Source organism: Achromobacter deleyi (genome assembly GCF_013116765.2).
Taxonomy (GTDB): Bacteria; Pseudomonadota; Gammaproteobacteria; order Burkholderiales; family Burkholderiaceae_B; genus Achromobacter; species Achromobacter deleyi_A.
Map to the genome: position 1 here is coordinate 404,625 of NZ_CP074375.1, position 22,811 is coordinate 427,435.

Here is a 22,811-nt window from a genome sequence, read left to right on the forward strand (position 1 = left end):
CATTCGTATGCCGGATCCGCCGGCGCGCAGCTGGAGCCGCGGCAATGAGCGGCCCCTCCTACCTTCCGCCCGCCCACTGGAACCTGGACAGCATCGTGTCCGGCCTGCGCGAGGCGCGCGTCGCCTGGCGCGGTCCGCGCGGCCGCCTGCGCGACGACGCCGGCCTGCGCGAATTCCCCTCGCAGGAAAGCCTGCGGCAGATCATCAAGGACCTCTGTGGCGCCTTGTTCCCGATGCGCCTGGGCCCCATCGACCTGCGCGAGGAGGTCGAGGACTTCTATGTCGGGCACACCATCGGCGCGGCGCTCGACGCGCTCTTGCACCAGGTCTGCCTCGAACTGCAATACGTGGGCCGGCATGATCCGGCCCTGCAAGCGGAAACGCAGCAGCGCGCGACCGAAATCGTGCGCCGGTTCGGCGCCGAACTGCCCGCCGTGCGCGCCGCGCTCGACCTGGACGTGACCGCTGCCTATCAGGGCGACCCGGCGGCGCACAGCGTGGACGAAGTCCTCTTGTGCTATCCGGGCGTGGCGGCGATGATCCATCACCGGCTGGCCAACGTCCTGTACCGACTGGGCGTGCCGATGCTGGCGCGCATCGTGGCCGAGATCGCCCACGCCGACACGGGCATCGACATCCATCCCGGCGCCACCATCGGCCGCAGCTTCTTCATCGACCACGGCACCGGCGTCGTGATCGGCGAAACCGCCATCATCGGCGACCGCGTGCGGCTCTACCAGATGGTCACCCTGGGCGCCAAGCGCTTCCCGCCCGGCGAGAACGGCGAACTCAAGAAGGGCCTGGCGCGCCACCCCTTGATCGAAGACGATGTGGTGATCTACGCTGGCGCCACGATTCTGGGCCGGGTCACGATCGGCAAGGGATCGACCATCGGCGGCAACGTCTGGCTGACGCGCAGCGTGGCCCCGGGCAGCAACGTGACGCAGGCCAGCCTGGTCAGCGACATGCCCGACTGCGGGCTGGGCGGCTGAACGCCGCTGGCCCGCGCGCGGCATCCGCCGCCGGGCAGGGCCAGGACAGAGGAGTCAGGATGGATACAGGAGTCTCGGACCTGGCCGCGTTGCGCGGTTTCATCGACCGCCACCCGCGGCTGTTCGTGCTGACGGGCGCGGGGGTCAGCACCGATTCCGGCATCCCCGACTACCGCGATACCGAGGGCGAGTGGAAGCGCAGTCCGCCCATGACCCTGCAAACCTTCATGGGCGGGGAACTGGCGCGGGCGCGCTACTGGGCGCGCAGCATGGTGGGCTGGCGCCGCTTCGGCCAGGTGCGGCCCAATGCCTCCCATCGCGCGCTGGCGCGCCTGGAATCGCGCGGCCACGTCGCCATCCTGGTGACGCAGAACGTCGACGGCCTGCACGAGGCCGCGGGCAGCCGGGAGGTCGTCGATCTGCACGGCAGGCTGGACGAGGTGCGCTGCATGAATTGCGACTGGCGCGGCGGCCGCCACGACTGGCAGGACGCGCTGCACGTCCGCAACCCGGACTGGGCGTTGCTGGACGCATCGGATGCGCCCGACGGCGATGCGGACCTGGAAGGCGAGGATTTCTCGCGCTTCTCCGTTCCGCCATGTCCGCGCTGCGCCGGCGTCGTCAAGCCGGATGTGGTGTTCTTCGGCGAAACCGTGCCGCGGGACCGCGTGGATCGCGCCAATGCCGGCCTCATGAGCGCCGACGCGGTGCTGGTGGTCGGGTCTTCATTGATGGTGTATTCGGGCTACCGCTTCGTGACCGCCGCGTCGCGCAACGGCCTGCCGATAGCCGCGATCAACCTGGGGCGGACCCGCGCCGACAGCATGCTGACCCTGAAGGTGGAACAGCCTTGCGCGGTGGCGCTGGACGCGCTATAGGAGCGGCCGGGGGCGGCCGGTTTTTGACCGGTTTAAGCAAGTGCTTGCCCCGCAACGGTTTTTTCGCGCGGTTACAGACCTTTCCATAGGGTTGTCCACAGGAACTGGGGATAACTCCTAGGGATAACCCCATATTTTCGCCCCTGCTCGGGGCGTTTCTGTCAAGTCTCGATACCTTCCAATGCGTCCCCCATCAACGCCTTGCGGGCGGCATGCCAACTGCCGGCATCGGGGGCGTACAGCAGGCCGCCGCTGCGGTGGGTGGGCTTGTAGGGCGAGCCGTCGAAGCGCGCCGCATAGCCGCCAGCCTCCCGGTGCAGCAGCCAGCCGGCGGCGTGGTCCCAGGCGGTGAGCTGGTTGTACAGCGCCACATGGCAGTGTCCCGCCGCCAGCATGCGGTATTCGTGCGCGGCGCAGCGTAGCGACGCCGTGCTGCCCAGGCGCGACAGGTTGCCGTTGACGGCGCTGCGCAGGGGCTCGGGCAGGGCGCCGGTGGCGATCAGCGCGTCCATGTCTTCCGGGGGGGCGGGGCTGGCGACCGCCAGCGGCGCCTGCCTGCCGTTCTCGTATTCCATCCAGGCGCCTTCGCCCCGCACGGCCAGCGCGCTGTCGCGGCTGACGGGGTCGTAGATCACGCCGGCGATCACGTCGCCGCGGTGGCAGGCCGCGATCATCATGCCGAACAGGGGCAGGCCCGCGACATAGTTGCGGGTGCCGTCGATGGGGTCGATCAGGAAGGCCAGGTCGGCGTCGACCAGCATGTTCAGCAAGGCGGGGTTGCGCGACGAGGCTTCTTCGCCGATCAGCACGGCGCCAGGATGCAGCTTGGCCAGGCGCGCGGCGATCAGGCGTTCGGCCGCTTCGTCGGCGTCGGTGACCAGATCGCGCGGGGAACTCTTGCCCCGCACCGAGCCTTCCGGCAGGTTGCGAAAGCGCGGCATGACCTCCGCCTGGGCGGTCTCGGCCAGAATGGCCGCCAGCCTGCGCGTGTCCTCACGGGTAAAAGTTCTGCTCATACTGACTCGTCCAGGGAACGCGCAAATCTATCATGCCTGGGCGACATTTGATCGCGTTTTTCAAGTCATTGGTTTGAAAGGACTTTTCCCGGTCATGCAGGAGTTATCTGCCGGGTTGTCCACAGTTGCTGGGGATAAGCGGGCGTGCAGCCCGCCTATCCCCGGCGCGCGGCGGGGAGCCGCGCGCCCCGGGCCATCAGGCGCCCAGGTCCACGCAGAGGTACTTGATCTCCAGGTACTCTTCGATGCCGTACTTGGAGCCTTCGCGGCCCAGGCCGGACTGCTTGACGCCGCCGAACGGGCCGACTTCGTTGGAGATGAGGCCGGTGTTGATGCCGACGATGCCGTACTCCAGCGCTTCGGACACGCGCCAGATGCGGGCGTAGTCGCGGGTGAAGAAGTAGGCGGCCAGGCCGAAGATGGTGTCGTTGGCCATGCCGATCACTTCTGCTTCCGTATCAAAGCGGAACAGCGGCGCCACCGGGCCGAAGGTTTCCTCGGTCGCAAAGCGCATGGACTGCGTGACGTCGCGCACCACGGTCGGCTCGAAGAAGGTGCCGCCCAGCGCATGCGGCTTGCCGCCAGCGATGACCTTGGCGCCGTTGGCCGTCGCGTCGGCGATATGTTCCTGCACCTTTTCGACCGCATTGGCGTCGATCAGCGGACCTTGCGTCACGCCGTCGGCAAAGCCGTCGCCGACCTTCATGGCGTTGACCTTGGCCACCAGGCGCGTGGCGATCTCCTCGTACACGCCGGCCTGCACGTAAATGCGGTTGGCGCACACGCAGGTCTGGCCGGCGTTGCGGTACTTCGAGGCCAGGATGCCGTCGACGGCGCGGTCCAGGTCGGCGTCGTCGAACACGATGAACGGCGCGTTGCCGCCCAGTTCCAGCGACAGCTTCTTGATGGTGGGCGCGCATTGCTCCATCAGCGTGCGGCCGACTTCGGTCGACCCCGTGAAGCTCAGCTTGCGCACGACATCGCTTTCGCAGAGGGCCGCGCCGATATCGCGCGAGCTGCCCGTGATGACGTGGAACACGCCGGCGGGCACGCCGGCTTCTTCGGCCAGCACCGCCAGCGCCAGCGCGGTCAGCGGCGTCTGCTGGGCAGGCTTGACCACCATGGTGCAGCCGGCGGCCAGCGCCGGACCGACCTTGCGGGTGATCATGGCGGCGGGGAAGTTCCAGGGCGTGATCGCGGCGGTGACGCCGATGGGCTGCTTGAGCGCCATCAGGCGCTGGCCGGCCTTGGGACTTTGCAGTATATCGCCGTCGATGCGCTTGGCTTCTTCGGCGAACCACTCCAGGAACGACGCGGCGTAGGCGATTTCACCGGCGGCTTCCGTGACCGGCTTGCCCTGTTCGGACGTCATGATGGCGGCCAGGTCCTGCTGGTTCTGCATCATGAGCTGGGCCCACTTCTGCAGGATCACGGCGCGTTCCTTGCCCGTCCTGGCGCTCCAGGCCGGCAGCGCGGCCTGGGCGCTGGCGATGGCCTGTTCCGTTTCCTTGCGGCCCAGCTTGGGCACCGACACGATGGTCTTGCCCGTGGAGGGATTTTCCACCGGGATGGATGCGCCGCTGCCGGCGCCTACCCACTTGCCGTCGATATAGCAGGCATCGCGCAACAGATCGGGACGCGAGAGGGGATGAGTCAATGCTGTCATGTTGGGAGTCTCCTTGCGCCTCAGGCTGCAAGCGCCTCGGACAGGATGTCCAGCGCGCGCGCGAACTGGGCATCGGGAATGGTGAGGGGATACAGGAAGCGCAGAACGTTCCCGTACACACCGCAGCTTAGCAAAATCAGGCCGCTTTCGAGGGCGCGCGCCTGCACGCGCTTGACCGCTTCGGCGTCCGGCTTGCCGGCCGGGTCGTTCAGCTCCAGCGCAACCATCGAGCCCAGCCCGCGCACGTCGGCGATGCCCGGAACCTTGGCGCGCAGGCCTTCCAGATGCGCGCGCAGCTTGTCGCCCAGTTCAACGGCGCGTTCGCACAGCTTTTCCTCGGCGATGACGTCCAGCACCGCATGCGCGGCGGCGACCGCCAGCGGGTTGCCGGCGTAGGTGCCACCCAGGCCGCCCGCGGCGGGGCCGTCCATGACGTCGGCGCGGCCGACCACGCCCGAGATCGGCATGCCGCCGCCCAGGCTCTTGGCCATCGTGATGAGGTCGGCCTGGACCGTGTGGTGTTCCATCGCGAACAGCTTGCCCGTGCGGCCAAAGCCCGTCTGGACTTCATCGGCGATCAGCAGGATGCCGTGTTCGTCGCAGACCTTGCGCAGCGCCGTCATCAGTTCGGGCGGCGTGATGTTGAAGCCGCCTTCGCCCTGCACCGGCTCGATGATGATGGCCGCGACGCGCTTGGGATCGATGTCGACCTTGAACAGGAGGTCCAGCGCCTTGAGCGAATCAGCCACGCTGATGGACTGCGTGGCGTTGGGGAACGGCACGTGATAGATGTCGCCCGGCATGGGGCCGAACGACAGCTTGTAGGGGGCGACCTTGCCGGTCAGCGCCATGCCCAGCATGGTGCGGCCGTGGAACGAGCCGGAGAACGCGATGACGCCCGAACGGCCGGTGGCCGAACGCGCGATCTTGACCGCGTTTTCGACGGCTTCGACGCCGGTGGTGAAGAAGGCGGTCTTCTTCAGGCCGTCGATGGGGGCCAGGCGGTTGATGCGCTCGGCCAGCGAGATATAGCCTTCGTACGGCACGATCTGGTAGGCCGTGTGCGTGAAGTTGTCCAGCTGCGCGGTGATCGCGGCCTTGATCTTCGGGTGCAGGTGGCCGGTGTTCAGGACGGCGATGCCGCCTGCGAAATCGATGTATTCCTTGCCGTTGGCGTCCCACAGCGTGGCGTTTTCCGCGCGCACGGCATAGAAGTCGCACATGACGCCGACGCCGCGGGGCGTGGCCAGGGAACGGCGGGTATTCAGATCCTGATTCTTCATCTCGGCCTCGGATAGCATGATGGTCGGTAAAAACCTTATTTAATGCTACGATGGCCCCATTTGTGGGAACCACTTTGATAAATCGGGTAGAACCAATTGCGTTCCATCGTAGGTGACTTGCTGCTGCTCCGTCTGGCCGACGGATCCAGCGAGCCCATGAACAAGCGGCTGTACCGCGGCGTGCGCGAAGCCATCCTGGATGGTTCCATCGCCGCGGACTCGCGCCTGCCCGCCACGCGCGACCTGGCGGCCGAGCTGGGCATCGCCCGCAACACCGTCGTTCACGTCTACAGCCAGTTGCTGGCCGAGGGCTACACCCGCAGCCGGCAGGGCAACGGCACCTTCGTCAATGCCTCGGTGCCGGACTCCTATCTGGCCAGCGGCCGCCGCCTGCGCCAGGCGCAGCAGGCCCAGGCCCGTCCGGCGCTGTCGCCGCGCGGGGCGGCGATCGTCGACAGCGTGTCGGCCTCGCCCTACCAGTGGGGCGCCTTCATGCCCGGGGTCCCCGACCTGACCGAGTTCCCGCACAAGAAGTTCGGGCGCATCGTCAGCAGCCTGTGGCGCAACCCGTCGCCAGACCTGCTGACCTATGCCTACGGCGGAGGCCTGCCCGCGCTGCGCGAGGCGCTGGCGCAGCATCTGGCGCTGACCCGTTCGATCGATTGCGATCCCGAGCAGATCATCATCACCGAAGGCTCCCACCAGGCCATCGACCTGACCACCCGCATCCTGGGCGAGGCCGGCGAGACCGCCTGGGTCGAGGACCCGGGCTACTGGGGTGCGCGCACCATCCTGCAGGCCAACGGCCTGCGTACGGTGCACCTGCCGGTGGACGAAGAGGGCATGCGCCTGCCGGACGCCGTCGGCGCGCCGCCGCGCTTCATCTTCGTCACGCCGTCGCACCAGTACCCGCTGGGGCCGGTCATGTCGCTGACCCGCAGGCGCCAGCTGCTGGCGGTGGCGCGCCAGAGCGGCAGCTGGATCATCGAAGACGACTACGACAGCGAGTTCCGCTTTTCCGGGCGGCCCATTGCGTCGCTGCTGGGCCTGGAGCCCGATGCGCCTGTCATCTACATGGGCACCTTCAGCAAGACGCTGTATCCCGGCCTGCGCGTGGGCTACCTGGTGCTGCCCAAGGCCCTGACGGGCGCGTTCCAGGCGGCTCATGCGGAGCTTTACCGCGAAGGCCACCTGATGACGCACGCCGCGCTGGCGACCTTCATCTCCGAAGGCCATTACGCCGCCCACATCCGCCGCATGCGCATGCTGTACGGGCGCCGCCGCGCCATGCTGGTCAACCTGATCGAACGGCGGCTGGGCCCCGACTGGCTGCATCGCGACGCCAGCATGGCGGGCCTGCACCTGGTGCTGACATTGCCGCAAGACATGGACGACCTGCGCGTGGTGGACGTGGCGCGCGGCAAGGGCGTGCTGACGCGCGCGCTGTCGCGCTACTACGTCAACGACGAGGGCCGCCGGCCTGGCTTGCTGCTGGGCTATGCCTGCGTGCCCGAGCATGACATCGCGCGCAAATTCGAAGTGCTGCTGGAAAGCCTGGCCGAGGTCGCGCGCTCGCCCGCGGCGCCCGCGCTGGCCGCGGCGCTAGAACGGCAGTAGCGCGGACGCGAAGGCCGCGGCGTTGCGCATGCCCTGGTCTTCGAAGTTGGTGTTGAACACGGCGTGCGACTGCGCGCTTTGCGCCGCCAGCCGGGCGAAGCGTTCGGCCAGTTCGGCCAGCTCCTGCTGCGAGTATTCATACTGGAAGCGCCCCGAAGAGGCCGCGCCCGTCACGTTCCAGGTTGCCGTATTGCGTCCATGCAGCCGTAGCAGGGTCAGTTCGGGATGCGTGCTTTCCCAGACCGCCGGAACGGTGTTGTCAAAGCCCTGCGGCGCGTCCACCACGGTATGCACGACGCCCAGTTCGCGTTCGAAGGCCAGCGTGTCCGCGGTGGCGGCGGGCGTGTCGAACCAGCTGCGATGCCGGAACTCCACCGACACCAGGTGTTCGTCCATGCGCCGCGCGCAGTCGGCCACGCGCGCCTTGCCGCGCGCGTCGCGCCGGATCCACGGCGGAAACTGGAAGTGCACGGCGCCCAGCTTGCCGGGCAGGCGCAAGGGCTCCAAGGCAAGCTGGTAGCGCCGCCAGAGCTCGTCGCGCAGATCGGGCGGCATGCGGTCGTGATAGATGATGGGTTCCGGCCAGTCGGCAAGTTCGCGGCGGATGTCGGGGGGCAGGGCGGACAGCGGCGTCTGGTGGCCGGTGAAAAGCCGGAAGGCCTTGATATTGAAGATGAATTCGTCCGGCGTCCGGGTGGCCCACAGGTAGGCGTTTTCCGGCGTGGGCATGGCGTAGAAGCTGGAATCGACCTCGGCCATGGGAAAGCACGACGCGTAGAAGCGCAGGCGGGCTTCGGCGCTGCGGGCCTCGGGCGGATAGAAGCGGCCGCAAGCCAGCAGGGTCGGGTCGGTCCAGGAGGCGGTGCCGGTCAGGATGCGGGGTAAAGAAGGCATGGCGCCAGGGCGAATCAGACGGAATCGAAAAAATTCTGTATAAATATACAGTGCTCATCCGGAACCAGGCAACGCCATGGTTCCTCATTCCTTGCGGCCGCAGCGCTGCGGCCCCGCTCCATGTCCGACCAAGCCAATTTGCCATCCCCGCCCGTCACAGACCATCCGACTGGCCGTTCCGATCCCCTGGCCGACCTGAATCCTGCCCAGCGCGAGGCGGCCGAATTCGGCGTGGCCGGCGCGCCGGGGGACGACGGCCCCTTGCTGGTGATCGCGGGGGCGGGGTCGGGCAAGACCAATACGCTGGCGCATCGCGTCGCGCACCTGATCCTGAACGGCGCGGACCCCCAGCGCATGCTGCTCCTGACCTTCTCGCGCCGCGCGGCGATCGAGATGGACCGCCGGGTGGGGGCGGTGTTGCAGCGGGTGATGAACCTGCGTTCCTCGCAGCAGGCGCCGTCCTTGCCCTGGGCGGGTACCTTCCACGCGATCGGCGCGCGCCTCTTGCGCGATTGCGCGCAGCGCATCGGCCTGTCCGAAGCCTTCACCATCCACGACCGCGGCGACGCCGAGGACCTGATGGGCATGGTCCGCCACGAGCTCGGCCTGTCGTCCACCAAGTCCCGCTTTCCGCTCAAGGGCACCTGCCTGGCCATCTATTCGCGCGTGGTCAACAGCCAGACGCCCGTGGCCGACGTGCTGAAGACGTCCTTTCCCTGGTGCGCCCAATGGGAAGACGAGCTGAAGAACCTGTTCCGCGCCTATGTCGCGGCCAAGCAGGACCAGCAGGTGCTGGACTACGACGACCTGCTGCTTTACTGGTCCGAGATGATGTCGGATGCCGAAATCTCGGCTGACGTGGGAGCGCGCTTCGACCATGTGCTGGTGGATGAGTACCAGGACACCAACCGCCTGCAATCGGCCATCCTGCTGGCGATGAAGCCCGACGGCCGCGGCCTGACGGTGGTGGGCGACGATGCCCAGTCCATCTATTCCTTTCGCGCGGCCACGGTGCGCAATATCCTGGACTTCCCGAACCAGTTCCCCAGTCCGGCGCGGGTCATCACGCTGGACCGCAACTACCGTTCCTCGCAGCCCATCCTGAATGCCTCCAATGCCGTGATCGGCCAGGCGACGGAACGCTATGCCAAGGATCTGTGGACCGACCGGGTGTCGTCCCAGCTGCCCGAGCTGGTGACGGTCAGCGACGAAGCCGGCCAGGCGCGCTGGGTGGCCGATCAGGTCCTGGCCCAGCGCGAGGGCGGGGCCACGCTCAAGTCGCAGGCGGCGCTGTTCCGGACCTCCAGCCACAGCGCCGCGCTGGAGCTGGAACTGACCCGCCGCAATATCCCCTTCGTGAAATTCGGCGGCCTGCGCTTTCTGGAAGCCGCGCATGTGAAGGACCTGCTGTCGCTGTTGCGCTGGGCCGAGAATCCGCGCGGGCGCATGGCCGGTTTCCGCGTGGCGCAACTGATGCCCGGCATCGGCCCCGCCACGGCGGGCAAGCTCATGGACGCCATGTCCGCATCCGCCGAGCCCTTGCGCGCGCTGCGTGAATTCAAGCCGGGCGCGGCGGCGCAGGAAGAATGGGGCGCGTTCGCCGACACCTATGCCGCGCTGTGCGATCCCGGGCTGAAATGGCCGGCCGACGTGGACCTGGCCCTGCGCTGGTATTCGGGCCAGTTGGAACGCCTGTACGACGATGCGCGCGTGCGCAAGACGGACCTCGATCAGCTGGTGCGCATCGCGGCGGGCTATCCGTCGCGCGAACGCTTCCTGACCGAACTGACCCTGGATCCCCCGGACGCCACCAGCGACGAGTCCGGCGCGCCGCTGCGCGACGAAGACTACATGATCCTGTCCACGATCCATTCCGCCAAGGGTCAGGAATGGAAGGCGGTCTACGTGCTGAACGTGGTCGACGGCTGCATTCCGTCCGACATGAGCACCGGCACCGCCGAAGAGATCGAGGAAGAGCGCCGCCTGCTGTACGTGGCCATGACGCGCGCCAAGGAACGCCTGCAGCTCATCGTGCCACAGCGCTTCTACGTGCATCAGCAGACCGGCATGGGCGACCGCCACGTGTATGGCTCGCGCACGCGCTACATCACGAATGCCATGCTGCCGCTGTTCGACCACCTGCCCAAGCTGCCCGAACTGCCGGCGGGGCGGGGCGAACCCAAGGAACCGCAGGCGCCGCGCATCGACGTGGCCAAGCGGGTGCGCAATCTGTTCTAGGAAGACCAGGGCGCAGGCAGGCTGGGCTATCATCGCCCGATACGCATAAGCTGTCCGGCAGGGATCGCATTGTCCGAGGGTGTATATGTCTACTGAAGAGCGTGCCGCCGACCCGTCCAAGAGCGAGGTCGTGGCGTCGATCGCCTATGTGAACGGACGGCGGGACCGAGAGGTCCCCATCGATGAAGTCAGCAAATATGTCAGCCAGAGCCACAGCATGTTGTGGATCGGCTTGCGCAACCCCGGTCCGGAAATGCTGGCCAAGGTTGCGCGCGAGCTCGGCGCCTGCGACAAGAACCAGGAAGAAATGCTGGAAACCCACCGGCGGCCGAAGATCATCGACTACGGCAACATGATCCTCATCGTCGCCATCACGGTCGAGGTCGAGGCCGAGCGTCCCATTTTCGGCGAGACCCAGTTCCTGATCGGCGACGGCTTTCTGGTCACGGTGCGCCGCGGCGCCACCGCGGGCCACAGCCCATTGCGCGAGCGCCTGGAGGCCTCGCCCGACCTGCTCAAGCGGGGCAGCGACTACGTGGCCTCCGAACTGCTGGACTGGCTGGTGGACCGCTACGTCGCGGCGGCGGGCAAGATCGAATCCGTCGTGGAAGGCGCGGAGCAGAAGCTGCTGATCCGCGGCGCCAAGGACGCCGACATCCGCAGGCTGTACCGGCAGCGCCGGGACCTGTTGCGCATCCATACCGTCGTGTCGCCGCTGGCGGAGATCTGCCGCCGCCTGGCCCGCGTGGAGATGTCTGCCGTGGACGAGCATGCCCGGCCGTACTTCGGCGAGGTCGCCGACCGCGTGCTGCGCGTGGACGAACTGTTCAATGCCCTGCGCGAATCGCTGGCGTTCGCGTTTGAAGCCAGCCTGATGATCGGCCAGGCCGCGCAGAACGACACCACCCGCAAGCTGGCCTCCTGGGCCGCCATCCTGGCGGTGCCCACGGCCATTGCCGGCATCTACGGCATGAACTTCGAGTTCATGCCCGAGCTCAAATCCCCCTGGGGCTATCCCATCACGCTGGGCGTCATCGTGTCGGTCTGCTCCGTGCTGTACTGGCGCTTTCGCAAGTCCGGCTGGCTTTGACGCGCGCCGGCGCCTGACGCCGCCGTCAGGCGCCGGCGCGGCCAGCGGGCTTGTGGCAAACTGCCCCTCGTTTTCTCATCTGGAGCCCGGCTGGTGCGTGGCAAACCTCCTTTTCGCGGCGGCAGCAAGCTGACTGCTCTTGTCGTCGCCCTGATCCTCGCGGCGGCGGGCGCCCTCATCAACTGGCTGCAGCCCTCCGGGCGCCAGGAGCAGCGTCCGGCCGAGCGGCCCGGCGCCTCCGCGCCTGCGCCCCAGAACAAGCCCGGCGCGACGGCCGCGGGCGGCATTCCCCAGGGCAGCTACACGCTGACCGGCATGATCGTCAACGTCGCCGACGGCGACACCGTGACCCTGCGCGCCCCGGACGGCCAGCGGCGCATCCGCATGGACAGCATCGACGCGCCCGAAGAGGGGCACGGAACCGATCAGCCCGGCCAGCCCGATGCCGAGGCCGCGCGCAAGCACCTGGCCAGCCTGGTGGCGGGCAAGACCATTACCGCCCAATGCTATGAGCAGGACCAGTACGGCCGCGATGTCTGCGCGCTGATCCTGGACGACGGCCGTTCCGCCAACCGCCTGCAGGTGGAAGCCGGCTATGCCTGGGCCTATACCGCCCGCAAAGGCGACTATCTGCGCGACAAGGCCATGCCGGAACTGCAGCGCCAGGCCAAGGCCGCCAAACGCGGGCTGTGGGCGCGGCAGGACGCCATGCAGCCCTGGAAATGGCGCTATGACTGCTGGCGGCAGCGCCAGTGCGGCTGAGGCCCTAGGGAGATGCCTGGGTACTGGCCCCGGCCCGCGTTTGCTATCCTCTGTCGCAACGATACGAAGGGAAGGTTTCCATGGGTGTAATGAAGCGGCTCTGGGCGTCGGCCATGCTGCTGTCGCTGGCTTTGACGGGTTGCTCGCAAGAAAGCCCCATCAACAGCCCGTATCCATCCGGCGCCGAAAGCCAGAACACGCTCTATTCCGCTTTCGTCAAACGCTCCCCGAAGTACCTGGATCCGGCCAGTTCTTATTCCGGCGACGAGACTCCATATACCTACAGCATCTATGAGCCGCTTTACGGGTATCACTACCTGAAGCGGCCCTACGAACTGGTGCCGCGCGCGGCGGCCGCGATCGACCCGCCGGTCTTCCTGGATGCCCAGGGCCAGCCGCTGCCGGCCGACGCGCCGGGCGAGCAGATCGCCCAGAGCGTCTACGACATCAAGATCCGGCCCGGCATGCGCTTCGCGCCGCATCCCGCCTTTGCCCGCAAGGCGGACGGCAGCTACGCCTACTATCCGCTGGCTCCCGGCGAACTCGACGACAAGTTCTACATTCCCGACTTCCCGCTCACGGGCACGCGCGAACTGACGGCCGACGACTACGTCTATGCCTTCCGCCGCCTGGCCAGCCCGCGTGTGGTGTCGCCCATCTATGCCCTGATGGCCGAGCATGTGCACGGCCTGAAGGACTACGGCGACCGCCTGCGCAAGCGCGACCAGGAACTGCGGCGCGACATGCCCGGCGGCGCCGGCACGCCGCCCTGGCTGGACCTGCGCGAAGCCGATGGCTTCACCGGCGTCGAGGCGCTGGATCCGCACACGCTGCGCATCCGCGTCAATGGCAAGTACCCGCAGTTCAAGTACTGGCTGGCCATGACCTTCACCGCGCCCATCCCCTGGGAGGCGGATCGCTTCTACAGCCAGCCCGGCATGGCGGCGCATGACCTGTCCTTGAATACCTGGCCCGTCGGCACGGGTCCGTACATGCTGGTGGAGTCCCTGCAGAACCGCCGCCATGTGCTGGGCCGCAATCCCAACTTCCATGGCGAAGCCTATCCCTGCGAAGGCGAGCCGGGCGATGCGGCCGCGGGCTTGCTGGCCGATTGCGGCAAGCCCACGCCCTTCATCGACCGCGCCGAATTCAGCGTTGAAAAGGAAGCCATCCCGCTGACCGGCAAGTTCATGCAGGGCTACTACGACGTGCCCCAGATCGAGCGCGGGGAATACGGCGTGGCGATGCTGGTGGCGGCCGGCGACAGCCAGGACAAGGCGCGCCAGTATCGCGAGCATGGCATCAAGCTGCCCACCACGGTCGAGACCGCCAACTGGTACATGGGCTTCAACTGGCTGGACCCGGTGGTGGGCAAGGGCGACACGCCCGAGCAGGAAGAACGCAACCGCAAGCTGCGCCAGGCCATCAGCATCGCATTCGACTGGGAAGAATATGTCGCGGTGTTCGAGAACAGCCAGGCGTCCGTGGCCTACGGCCCGGTGCCGCCGGGCGTGCTGGGCTACCGCGATCCGCCCGAGGGCGTGAACCCGGTGGTCTATGACCTGGTCGACGGCAAGCCCGTGCGCAAGTCCGTCGACGAGGCCAGGCGCCTGCTGGCCGAGGCCGGCTATCCGGACGGCCGCAACGCCAAGACCGGCGCGCCGCTGGTGCTGTACTACGACTCCATGTCCGGCGGCGGCTCCAATCCGCAGTTCGACTGGATGCGCCGCCAGCTGGCCAAGATCGGCGTGCAGCTCGACGTGCGGGCCACGGACTACAACCGGTTCCAGGACAAGATGCTGCGGGGCTCCGCGCAGATCTTCCTGTGGGGCTGGAATGCCGACTACCCCGATGCCGAGAACTTCCTCTTCCTGCTCTACGGTCCGAACGCCAAGGCCAAGGGCGGCGGCGAGAACGCCGCCAACTATTCCAGCCCCGAATTCGACCGGCTGTTCGAGCAGATGAAGTTCCTGGACGACGGTCCGGAAAAAGCGGAACTGATCGCCAGGATGATCGCGGTCGTGCAGCGCGACGCGCCGTGGATGTTCGGCTACTTCCCGATGTCGGGCGGCGCCTATCAGCAGTGGGTGGGCAATGCCAAGCCCACGCAGATGGTCCGCAATACGCTGCAGTACATGAAGATCGACCCGGACCTGAGGCAGCGGAAGATCGACGAATGGAACTCGCCCATCTGGTGGCCCATCGGCGTCTTCGTGCTGCTGCTGGCGCTGGCGATTTGGCCTTCGTATGTGGCGCTCAAGCGGCGCGAACGCCAGACGGCGTTTGTCCCGCCCGCGCACAAGGAGCATCAATCATGATCGGCTATGTGATCCGCCGGCTGCTGTATGGCGTGCTGATTCTGATCGGCGTGAATCTGTTCACCTTCATCCTGTTCTTCGCGGTCAACACGCCCGACGACATGGCGCGTCTGGCCATCGGCGGGCAACGCGTCAGCCAGGACGCGGTGGAAAAATGGAAGGCCGAGCGCGGCTACGACAAGCCGCTGTTCTTCAACGCCCAGGCCCAGGGCACGTCGCGGCTGACCGACACGGTGTTCTACCGGCGCTCGGTGCCGCTGCTGGTCATGGACTTCGGCTCGTCCGACGGCGGGCGCGACATCGGCCGCGAAATCAAGACGCGCATGGGGCCCAGCCTGGCCCTGGCGGTGCCGACCTTCTTCCTGGGGCTTTTCGCCAGCATCGTCTTTTCGCTGACCCTGGTGTATTTCCGCGCCACCCGGCTGGATTTCTGGGGCGTGGTGCTGTGCGTGATGCTGCTGTCCATCTCCAGCCTGTTCTACATCATTGCCGGCCAGTGGATCTTTGCCAAGCTGCTGCGCCTGGTGCCGTTCTCGGGCTATGCGGGCGGCCTGGACATGGTCAAGTTCCTGGCGCTGCCGGTGCTGGTGGCGATCGTATCGCGCCTGGGGCCCGAGGCGCGCTTCTACCGGACGCTGTTCCTTGAGGAAATCGGCAAGGACTACGTGCGCACCGCCCGCTCCAAGGGGCTGGCCGAGCGCGTGGTGCTGTTCCGCCATGTGCTGCGCAACGCCATGCTGCCCATCCTGACCAGCACGGTCGCCGCGCTGCCGCTGCTGTTCATGGGCAGCCTGATCGCGGAATCGTTCTTCGGCATCCCTGGCCTGGGCAGCTACACCATCGACGCCATCAACGCGCAGGACTTCTCCATCGTGCGGGCCATGGTGTTCCTGGGGGCCGCGCTCTATATCGTGGGGCTGATCCTGGCCGACATTTCCTACACGCTGGCCGACCCCCGCGTCCGATTCGAGTAGCCGCCATGCCCAAGTTCGTCTTCCTCTGGACCGATATCGCGCTGTGGCTGATGGTGCTGGGCGCCCTGGCCTACGTGTGGCACGTGCGCCGCAGCCCCAACCTGCGGTCCACCTGGGCGCGCGTGGCCCGCGACACGCCCGCCATGTGTTCCGCGGTCATCCTGATCGCCTTTTCCGTGGTGGGCCTGCTGGACTCGGTGCACTACCGCCCGCTGTTGCCGCCAGCGCCCGGCGCCGCGGCCGATGCCGCGCCGGTCTACGCGCCCGCCGTGCAGTCCGCGCTGGACGGACTGCTGGCCGGCACCGTGCTGAACCGGCCCGAGAAAACCTATTCCGAGCCCTTGGCCGCGCATCAGTTCACCAAGGAAACCATGCTTGTCGACGACAAGCCGGTGCGCGATTTCCCGCGGCTGCGCGGCGCCGCCACCCATTTGACCGACCCCGACAAGGAGCGCCCGGCCGACATCGCCAGGCGCCTGGGGCTGGGTCTGGCGGTCGGGCTGCTTGTCTCGCTGGCGGGGGCGGCGCTGCTCTTTGCCTGCCTGGCGCGGGCCACGGGTTCGGCTTCCCACGCCGCCGAGGAACTGCTGGCCGGCCGCGCCGACGTGCCATGGCGGGCCATGACCATCACCTTCGCCTTGCTCTGCCTGACCGTCGGCGCGCTGGCCGGCCTGTCCAGCGGCTATCACGTGCTGGGCACGGACCGCATCGGCAACGACGTGTTGTGGCAGGCCCTCAAGAGCATCCGCACGGCGCTGGTCATCGGCAGCCTGACCACGCTGGCGATGCTGCCGCCCGCCATCATCTTCGGCATCGCCGCCGGCTATTTCAAGGGCAAGGTCGACGACGCCATCCAGTACCTCTACACCACCATCACCTCGATCCCCGGCGTGTTGCTGGTGGCCGCCTGCGCGCTGATGATGCAGGTGTACATCGACAATCACTCCGACCTGTTCGACACGTCCGCCGCCCGCGCGGATCTGCGGCTGTTCCTGCTGTGCATGATCCTGGGCCTGACGGGCTGGGCGGGGCTGTGCCGCCTGCTGCGCGCCGAAACCCTCAAGCTGCGCGAACTGGAATACGTGCAGGCGGCGCGCGCGTTCGGCGTATCGCATTGGCGCATCATGACCCGCCACCTGCTGCCCAACGTCGCGCACCTGGTGCTGATCACCGTGGTGCTGGAGTTCTCGGGCCTGGTGCTGTATGAGGCCGTGCTGTCGTACCTGGGTATCGGCGTGGATCCCAGCATGAATTCCTTTGGCTCGATGATCGACGGCGCGCGGCTGGAAATGTCCCGCGATCCCATGATCTGGTGGAACCTGATGACCGCCTTTATTTTCATGCTGGCGCTGGTGCTGGCCGCCAATCTGTTCGCGGACGCGGTGCGCGACGCCTTCGATCCGCGCACCCGCCGGTTCAAGCCCAGCCGCCTGGCGCGACTGGGCTTTTTCGGCCGGCGTCCGGGCGCGGTGCTGGCCGCCGATGCGCGCGCCTCCAAGACGGGAGAGGCGCCATGAGCCAGGACACGCCTTTGCTGATCGTGAAAGGCCTGGACGTGGACGTCGCGGGCGAAAGCGGCATGACGCATGCGGTCAAGCGCCTGGAGCTTGCCATCTCCAGGCGCGAGACCTTCGCGCTGGTCGGTGAGTCCGGCTGCGGCAAGAGCATGACGGCGCTGGCGCTGCTGCGCCTGCTGCCGGATGCCGGGCGCATCGTGGGCGGACAGATCGGCCTGGACGGCGAAGACCTCAACCGGCTGCCCGAAAGCGCCATGCGCGGCGTGCGGGGCGGCCGGATCGGCATCATCTTCCAGGAGCCGTCCACCAGCCTGAACCCGGTCATGCGCGTGGGCGACCAGATCACCGAGACGCTGACCGCGCACACCCCTCTGCGCGGCGCCGCGGCGCGCGCAAGAGCCATCGACTGGTTGCGGCGGGTCGGCATTCCGGAGCCCGAGCGCCGCATCGACGACTATCCCTTCCAGTTCTCGGGAGGGCAGAAGCAACGCGTCATGATCGCGATCGCGCTGGCGGCCGAGCCCCTGCTGCTGATCGCCGACGAGCCGACCACCGCCCTGGATGTCACGGTGCAGGCGCAGGTGCTGGACCTGCTGGCAGGCATCCAGCAGGAAATGGGCATGGCGGTGCTGCTCATCACGCATGACCTGGCGGTGGTGAAGAACGTGGCGCACCACGTCGCCCTGATGCGCGGCGGCGAGATCGTCGAAAGCGCCAGCGCCGAGGAGTTCTTCCGCGCGCCCAAGCATCCCTATGCGCGGCAGCTCTTCGAGGCGATCCCGACCTTCGACAAGCGTGGCGTGCCGCTGACGGAACAGGGGCGCGACGCGGCCGAACAAGACCGCGGCCAGCGCGCGCTGAGCCGCGCCGCGCACGCGACCGGCGTGGTGCTGGATGTGCAGGACCTGAAGGTTCACTACCCGGTGCGCAAGGGCCCGCTGCGCCGCATCGTCTCCTGGGTCAAGGCCGTGGACGGCGTGACCTTCACGCTGCGCGCGGGCGAGACCCTGGCCCTGCTGGGCGAGTCCGGCTGCGGCAAGACCACCACGGGCAAGGCCTTGCTGCGGCTGATCGACGGCGCGCGGGTGTCGGGCCGCGCCATGCTGCAAGGGCAGGACCTGCTGTCCGCCGACCGCCGCCAGCTGCAGCGACTGCGCCAGGACATTCAAATCGTTTTCCAGGATCCGTACGCGTCACTGGACCCGCGCATGCGCGTGGGCGAGATCCTGGACGAAGGGCTGGCGTCCCTGCGGCGCGGCATGAGCAAGGAGGCCCGGCAAAAGCATGCGGCGCAATTGATCGAGCGAGTCGGGCTGCCGGCCAACACGCTGACTCGCTACCCGCATGAATTCTCGGGCGGCCAGCGCCAGCGCATCGCAATCGCGCGCGCGCTGGCGGTCGAACCCAAGGTGCTGATCTGCGATGAACCCACGTCCGCGCTGGACGTTTCGGTGCAGGCCCAGATCCTGGACCTGCTGCGCGAGCTTCAGGACGAGCTCGGCATCGCCTATCTCTTCATTACGCACAACTTTGGCGTGGTCGAGTACCTGGCGGATCGCATCGCCGTGATGGACGGGGGGCGCATCATCGAACTGGGGCAGGCCGAGGCGGTGCTGCTTGCGCCACGCCAGGAAGTGACGCGCAGGCTGCTGGCGGCGGTTCCGCGGTTGCAGTTCGGGCCGCCAGACCAGGCCTGAACCGGCGGCGTTCATCCTTTTCCGCCCGGGGGGCGCAGGCGCTGTAACGGGCGGCCTGGCCGCCGATCGGGGCGGAATCTTGTATTCTGGGTGTAGATCCCCATATTGATGCCATGGCCCTTAAAGTTTTTGACCTCCAGTGCGAACACAGCCATATCTTTGAAGGCTGGTTCGGTTCGCACGAAGACTATGACGCGCAACAGGCGCGTGGCCTTGTCACGTGCCCGGTTTGCGGTTCGGCCAGCATCACCAAGCGCCTGTCCGCGCCGCGCCTGAACGTGGCGCATCTGCATGCGCCCGCGGCCCAGCCCGCGGTGCCGGCCGGCGCGTCCGACGCCGAGAAAATGGCGGCGCTGCAAGCGGTTGTCATGCGCCAGGTGCGCGCGCTGGTGCGCAGCACCGAAAACGTGGGGCCGCGCTTTGCCGAAGAGGCCCGCCGCATCCACGACGGCGACGCCGACGACCGCCCCATCCGCGGCACCGCCACCCCCGAAGAGCGCGAATCGCTCGCCGAGGACGGCATCGAGGTCATGGCCGTGCCCGATTTCCTGGACGACGAACGCCTGCAGTAGCGGGCGGCGCCCAGGCAATAAAAAAGCCAGACCCGCGTGGGTCTGGCTTTTTTTATCGCTGGGCCGGATCAGTTGTTGACGCGGCTGCGGTATTCGTTCGTGCGGGTGTCGATTTCGATCTTGTCGCCGATGGCGCAGAACAGCGGCACGTTCAGTTCGTAGCCGGTGTTGATCTTGGCCGGCTTGGTCACCTTGCCCGACGTATCGCCACGGACGGCGGGTTCGGTGTAGGTGATTTCGCGGACGATCGTCGTGGGCAGTTCCACCGAAATGGCGCGGCCGTCGTAGAAGACCACTTCCACGGGCATCGCTTCTTCCAGGTAGTTCAGGGCGTCGCCCATGCTGTCGGCTTCGATTTCGTACTGGTTGTACTCTTCGTCCATGAAGACGTACATCGGGTCGCCGAAGTAGGAATAGGTGCATTCCCTGCGATCCAGCTGGACGACTTCGAACTTTTCGTCGGCCTTGTAGACCGATTCGCTGGCCGAGGCGGTCAAGAGGTTCTTGAACTTCAGCTTCACAACGGCGGCGTTACGGCCAGACTTGTTGTATTCGGCCTTCTGGACCACGAGGGGATCCTTGCCGACCATGACCACGTTGCCGACTCGCAATTCCTGAGCGGTTTTCATCGATAAAACTCCGGGGGTGATGGGTGCACTCGCCGTGCTTGCAGAAGTCGCCGTTGCAGATTGCGGGTCTGGGTAGACCTGATCTGGGTAGACGGTTTCGTGCACACCCCGGGAGGCGTCATAGTTGAGGCCCGACAATTCAGGGCAACTCAGAAAACTCTCTATTCTAACGTTTCTTGGCCAAGTCTGCGCAAAAGGCAGCCAGATTTTCAGCCAGGCCGGGCAGCGCCGACTGGCTGGCCTCCCAGTGCCGGGCTGCGGCCGCCCAGGCCTGCCAGGCGGCGGGCTCCAGCGCGGCGCTGGCTGCGGAGGGCGTCTGCCCCGTTTCCGGCTGATTCCACGCCCGGATGAGCGCCTGCGCGGATTCGGGGGCCGGATAGCGGGCCAGCCATGCCTCCAGCTTTTCCAGATGGATGTTCTGGTCCTGCGGGTAGATCTGCCAGACCAGCGGGCGGGCGGCCCAGGCGGCGCGGACAAAGGAATCCTCGCCACGCACGAAATTGATGTCGGCGCACCAGAGCAGACGGTCGAAGTCGGGCTGGGAGACGAAGGGCAGGCGGGCCAGCCGGGGCGCGCCGGGCGCCTGGCACGCCGCTTCCAGGCCCGGAGCCACTCCCTGGGGGGCGAGCAGCACGGTTGCACGCGGGTCGGCCGCCAGGGCCTGAACCAGTTGGCCGGCAGGCGCGGAGGGGTAGCAAAACAGGGACACGGTGCGGGCGCCCTTGCGCCGCAGCGACAGCGCGTCCTGCGGCACGCCGACAGACCGCAGGAAACTCTCTTGTTTTTCGTCGGATGCCTGCAGCGCATCGCGCTCGGCGGACAGGCCGGGTTCGCGCAGCAGGCCGCCGGTGGCCGGCGTGAAACCGGGGAAGAAAAAGTGCTTCACCAGCCCGTCGGGCCGTTGCGACGGCAGGCCGTGGCAGCTTTCCACCCAGGGCTCGGCGCTCAGGTATTCCAGGTTGATCCAGGCGGGATGGGCCTGGCGCATGCTGTCCAGGAAGGCCGCGGGCGGATCGCAGGCGAATGCCTCGATGACCACGTCGCGCGCGGTCAGCGCCGGGTTGGGCGCATCCGACCAGTGGACGATGTCCACGCCACCCGCCCGCTGTCGAGGCAGGCGGGCGTCGATGCCGGGCTGGATACGCGCGAAGCTGACCAGGTCATCGACCCACAGGCGGATCTGCCAGCCGTGGTCCCGCGCCAGCTGGCGCGCCAGGCGCCAGCAGACGCCGATGTCGCCATAGTTGTCGACGACCCGGCAGAAGATGTCCGCTTGCATCGCCGCCCTAGTGAAACTGGGCGGGGGCGGCTTCGGCATCCTCGGGCAGCTCGGCATGCACCAGCTCGCCAAGCGGATTTGGGAAGTAGGGCGCGCCGCAGTCTTCGCAATACTCGGGCGGCAGCACGCCGGGAATGCGGCGCACGTCCGTGACGCCGTATTCCTTGAGCAGCGCCGCGATCTCGTCGACCACGTCGGGCTGGCCTTCGTCGGACGCCAGGTCTTCCTCGCGTCCGTACAAGGGCCATACGCAGCCGTAGTACACGTCGTTGCTGCTGCGCGCCGTAAAGCTGATGCGGTATTCGTCTATGCGGCCTTCGCCGCAGCCGGCCACGACGGCCCGCAATTGCGAGGCTTCGAGACTGACGGCGCCTTCCAGCCAGCTGATCGCCGCGCGCAGCGACAGGGGACGCACCTGGCGGTCCGCTTCGCGGTTGCTGACGTAGTAGGCGTCGGGCAGCAGCGATTCAAAACCGCAACCGGGCAGCAGCGTGGCCAGCGTGGGCTGGGCCTGCGCGGCCCATTGTTGCTGGCAGGCATCGCGGCTGGCCTCGGCGTCGCCCAGGTGTTCCTGCCAGCGGAAGATAGGCTCGTTCTCGGGCACCGCCACGGCTCCCACGATATAGCGGGTGTCGGCCAGCATGTTCGCGGTCTCGACTTCGGTGTTCAGCGCCGGCTTGGTGGTTTCGGCGCCCAGCGCCTGCGAACCCAGGCGTTGCAGCCATTGCCAGGTCTCGGAGAAGGTGCGGGGCATCTGGTCGACGCTGACCACCAGGGGCATCAGCGCGCTGCGGGCCTTGCTGGACAGGACATGTCCGTGCAGCTGGGCCAGCAGCGCCTGCTGGGCGCTGGCGGAAACGGGGCCGGTGGGGATGGCATAGCGGGTCCAGGCGACGATGGGGGCGACGATCAGCAATACGTCGTACCGGACGCCGTTCTTTTCGATCTTCATCGATTCGGACAGTGTTTCCGCCTGCTCGATCAAGACTTCATAGGCGCCCACGTCGCTTTGCGCAAGGTGGTCCAGCGCCGCTTCCAGGGGGGCATCCTGCCCCGCTTTCAGCAGCTTCGGAATCGCTTCGCCAAGCTGGTTCTCCCAGAACACGTCTTCGACGCGGCTGCCCGAACGGTTCAGCGCTTGGGCAAGCGCAACCAGGCGGGTGGCGTCACGGGTCATGCGGGGAGCGGATTGGCTGCGGGATCGGGCCATAACTTCGGGGGACGTCCAATAAGTGTGTAACGACGTAGTTTAACGCCCGCCACACCCGGCCGGGGGGCAAGACGCCCCGCCTTGCGGAGCCAGCCGCGGCCGGGCTCGGCGGCCATGCTTGCCAGTAAGCCGGCCGCCGTCTGATTGAACCGGTATCAGCAACAGATTATGTCGATGCG

Annotated in this window: 18 protein-coding genes; 11 read left to right on the forward strand and 7 right to left on the reverse strand. The window is 67.3% G+C overall.

The genetic code is table 11. From position 1 onward, the window contains the following. Positions 1 to 44: 44 nt before the first annotated feature. Complete coding sequence (gene epsC, locus HLG70_RS01860) at positions 45 to 992, forward strand: serine O-acetyltransferase EpsC (protein WP_171665537.1); 948 nt, start codon at positions 45 to 47, stop codon at positions 990 to 992. A gap of 59 nt (positions 993 to 1,051) precedes the next feature. Beyond that, entirely contained in the window at positions 1,052 to 1,870 is an 819-nt protein-coding gene (locus tag HLG70_RS01865; RefSeq protein ID WP_171665535.1) for an NAD-dependent protein deacetylase, read from the forward strand. A 161-nt stretch (positions 1,871 to 2,031) separates the two neighbouring features. On the opposite strand, the gene HLG70_RS01870 is transcribed toward HLG70_RS01865, so the two are convergent. The 3 genes from HLG70_RS01870 to HLG70_RS01880 all read right to left on the reverse strand — a co-directional run bounded on the left by HLG70_RS01870 (position 2,032) and on the right by HLG70_RS01880 (position 5,835). After that, positions 2,032 to 2,886: an inositol monophosphatase family protein gene (locus HLG70_RS01870; RefSeq protein ID WP_171665533.1), complete on the reverse strand. Its 855-nt coding sequence runs from the start codon at positions 2,884 to 2,886 to the stop codon at positions 2,032 to 2,034. A 196-nt stretch (positions 2,887 to 3,082) separates the two neighbouring features. After that, positions 3,083 to 4,552 (reverse strand): NAD-dependent succinate-semialdehyde dehydrogenase, encoded by a 1,470-nt coding sequence (locus tag HLG70_RS01875; protein ID WP_171665531.1) that lies wholly within the window; start codon positions 4,550 to 4,552, stop codon positions 3,083 to 3,085. Between the two features lie 20 nt (positions 4,553 to 4,572). Continuing rightward, a complete protein-coding gene (locus tag HLG70_RS01880; RefSeq protein ID WP_171665529.1) occupies positions 4,573 to 5,835 on the reverse strand; it encodes a 4-aminobutyrate--2-oxoglutarate transaminase in 1,263 nt (420 codons plus the stop codon). A gap of 96 nt (positions 5,836 to 5,931) precedes the next feature. Here HLG70_RS01880 and HLG70_RS01885 point away from each other — a divergent pair, with 96 nt between their 5' ends. Continuing rightward, positions 5,932 to 7,452, forward strand: a complete 1,521-nt coding sequence (locus HLG70_RS01885; protein WP_419144787.1) for a PLP-dependent aminotransferase family protein — start codon at positions 5,932 to 5,934, stop codon at positions 7,450 to 7,452. Here HLG70_RS01885 and HLG70_RS01890 read toward each other — a convergent pair. Beyond that, positions 7,438 to 8,346, reverse strand: coding sequence for a DUF72 domain-containing protein (locus HLG70_RS01890; RefSeq protein WP_171665527.1), 909 nt, complete (start codon positions 8,344 to 8,346; stop codon positions 7,438 to 7,440). The genes HLG70_RS01885 and HLG70_RS01890 overlap by 15 nt on opposite strands. Before the next feature lie 120 nt (positions 8,347 to 8,466). Between HLG70_RS01890 and HLG70_RS01895 the strand changes: the two genes are divergently transcribed. From HLG70_RS01895 to HLG70_RS01930, 8 genes are all read left to right on the forward strand, one after another. Continuing rightward, complete coding sequence (locus tag HLG70_RS01895; RefSeq protein ID WP_171665525.1) at positions 8,467 to 10,584, forward strand: ATP-dependent helicase; 2,118 nt, start codon at positions 8,467 to 8,469, stop codon at positions 10,582 to 10,584. A gap of 85 nt (positions 10,585 to 10,669) precedes the next feature. Next, positions 10,670 to 11,674: a magnesium and cobalt transport protein CorA gene (locus HLG70_RS01900; protein ID WP_171665523.1), complete on the forward strand. Its 1,005-nt coding sequence runs from the start codon at positions 10,670 to 10,672 to the stop codon at positions 11,672 to 11,674. A gap of 93 nt (positions 11,675 to 11,767) precedes the next feature. Next, positions 11,768 to 12,436, forward strand: coding sequence for a thermonuclease family protein (locus HLG70_RS01905; protein ID WP_419144788.1), 669 nt, complete (start codon positions 11,768 to 11,770; stop codon positions 12,434 to 12,436). An 80-nt stretch (positions 12,437 to 12,516) separates the two neighbouring features. Beyond that, positions 12,517 to 14,754, forward strand: a complete 2,238-nt coding sequence (locus tag HLG70_RS01910; RefSeq protein ID WP_171665521.1) for an ABC transporter substrate-binding protein — start codon at positions 12,517 to 12,519, stop codon at positions 14,752 to 14,754. Next, positions 14,751 to 15,728: an ABC transporter permease gene (locus tag HLG70_RS01915; RefSeq protein ID WP_171665519.1), complete on the forward strand. Its 978-nt coding sequence runs from the start codon at positions 14,751 to 14,753 to the stop codon at positions 15,726 to 15,728. The genes HLG70_RS01910 and HLG70_RS01915 overlap by 4 nt, the downstream gene beginning before the upstream one ends. Before the next feature lie 5 nt (positions 15,729 to 15,733). Beyond that, positions 15,734 to 17,245 carry an ABC transporter permease gene (locus HLG70_RS01920; protein WP_171665517.1) on the forward strand — a complete coding sequence of 504 codons (1,512 nt, stop codon included), beginning with the start codon at positions 15,734 to 15,736 and terminating at the stop codon, positions 17,243 to 17,245. After that, positions 17,242 to 18,942: an ABC transporter ATP-binding protein gene (locus HLG70_RS01925; RefSeq protein WP_171665515.1), complete on the forward strand. Its 1,701-nt coding sequence runs from the start codon at positions 17,242 to 17,244 to the stop codon at positions 18,940 to 18,942. The genes HLG70_RS01920 and HLG70_RS01925 overlap by 4 nt, the downstream gene beginning before the upstream one ends. A gap of 113 nt (positions 18,943 to 19,055) precedes the next feature. Beyond that, complete coding sequence (locus HLG70_RS01930) at positions 19,056 to 19,514, forward strand: DUF1178 family protein (protein ID WP_171665513.1); 459 nt, start codon at positions 19,056 to 19,058, stop codon at positions 19,512 to 19,514. A 68-nt stretch (positions 19,515 to 19,582) separates the two neighbouring features. Here HLG70_RS01930 and efp read toward each other — a convergent pair whose 3' ends face one another. From efp to HLG70_RS01945, 3 genes are all read right to left on the reverse strand, one after another. Further along, positions 19,583 to 20,143, reverse strand: coding sequence for an elongation factor P (gene efp, locus HLG70_RS01935; protein WP_171665511.1), 561 nt, complete (start codon positions 20,141 to 20,143; stop codon positions 19,583 to 19,585). 166 nt (positions 20,144 to 20,309) lie between these two features. Continuing rightward, complete coding sequence (gene earP, locus HLG70_RS01940) at positions 20,310 to 21,422, reverse strand: elongation factor P maturation arginine rhamnosyltransferase EarP (RefSeq protein WP_171665509.1); 1,113 nt, start codon at positions 21,420 to 21,422, stop codon at positions 20,310 to 20,312. A gap of 7 nt (positions 21,423 to 21,429) precedes the next feature. Then, entirely contained in the window at positions 21,430 to 22,632 is a 1,203-nt protein-coding gene (locus HLG70_RS01945; protein WP_171665507.1) for a DUF2863 family protein, read from the reverse strand. Positions 22,633 to 22,811: the final 179 nt, after the last annotated feature.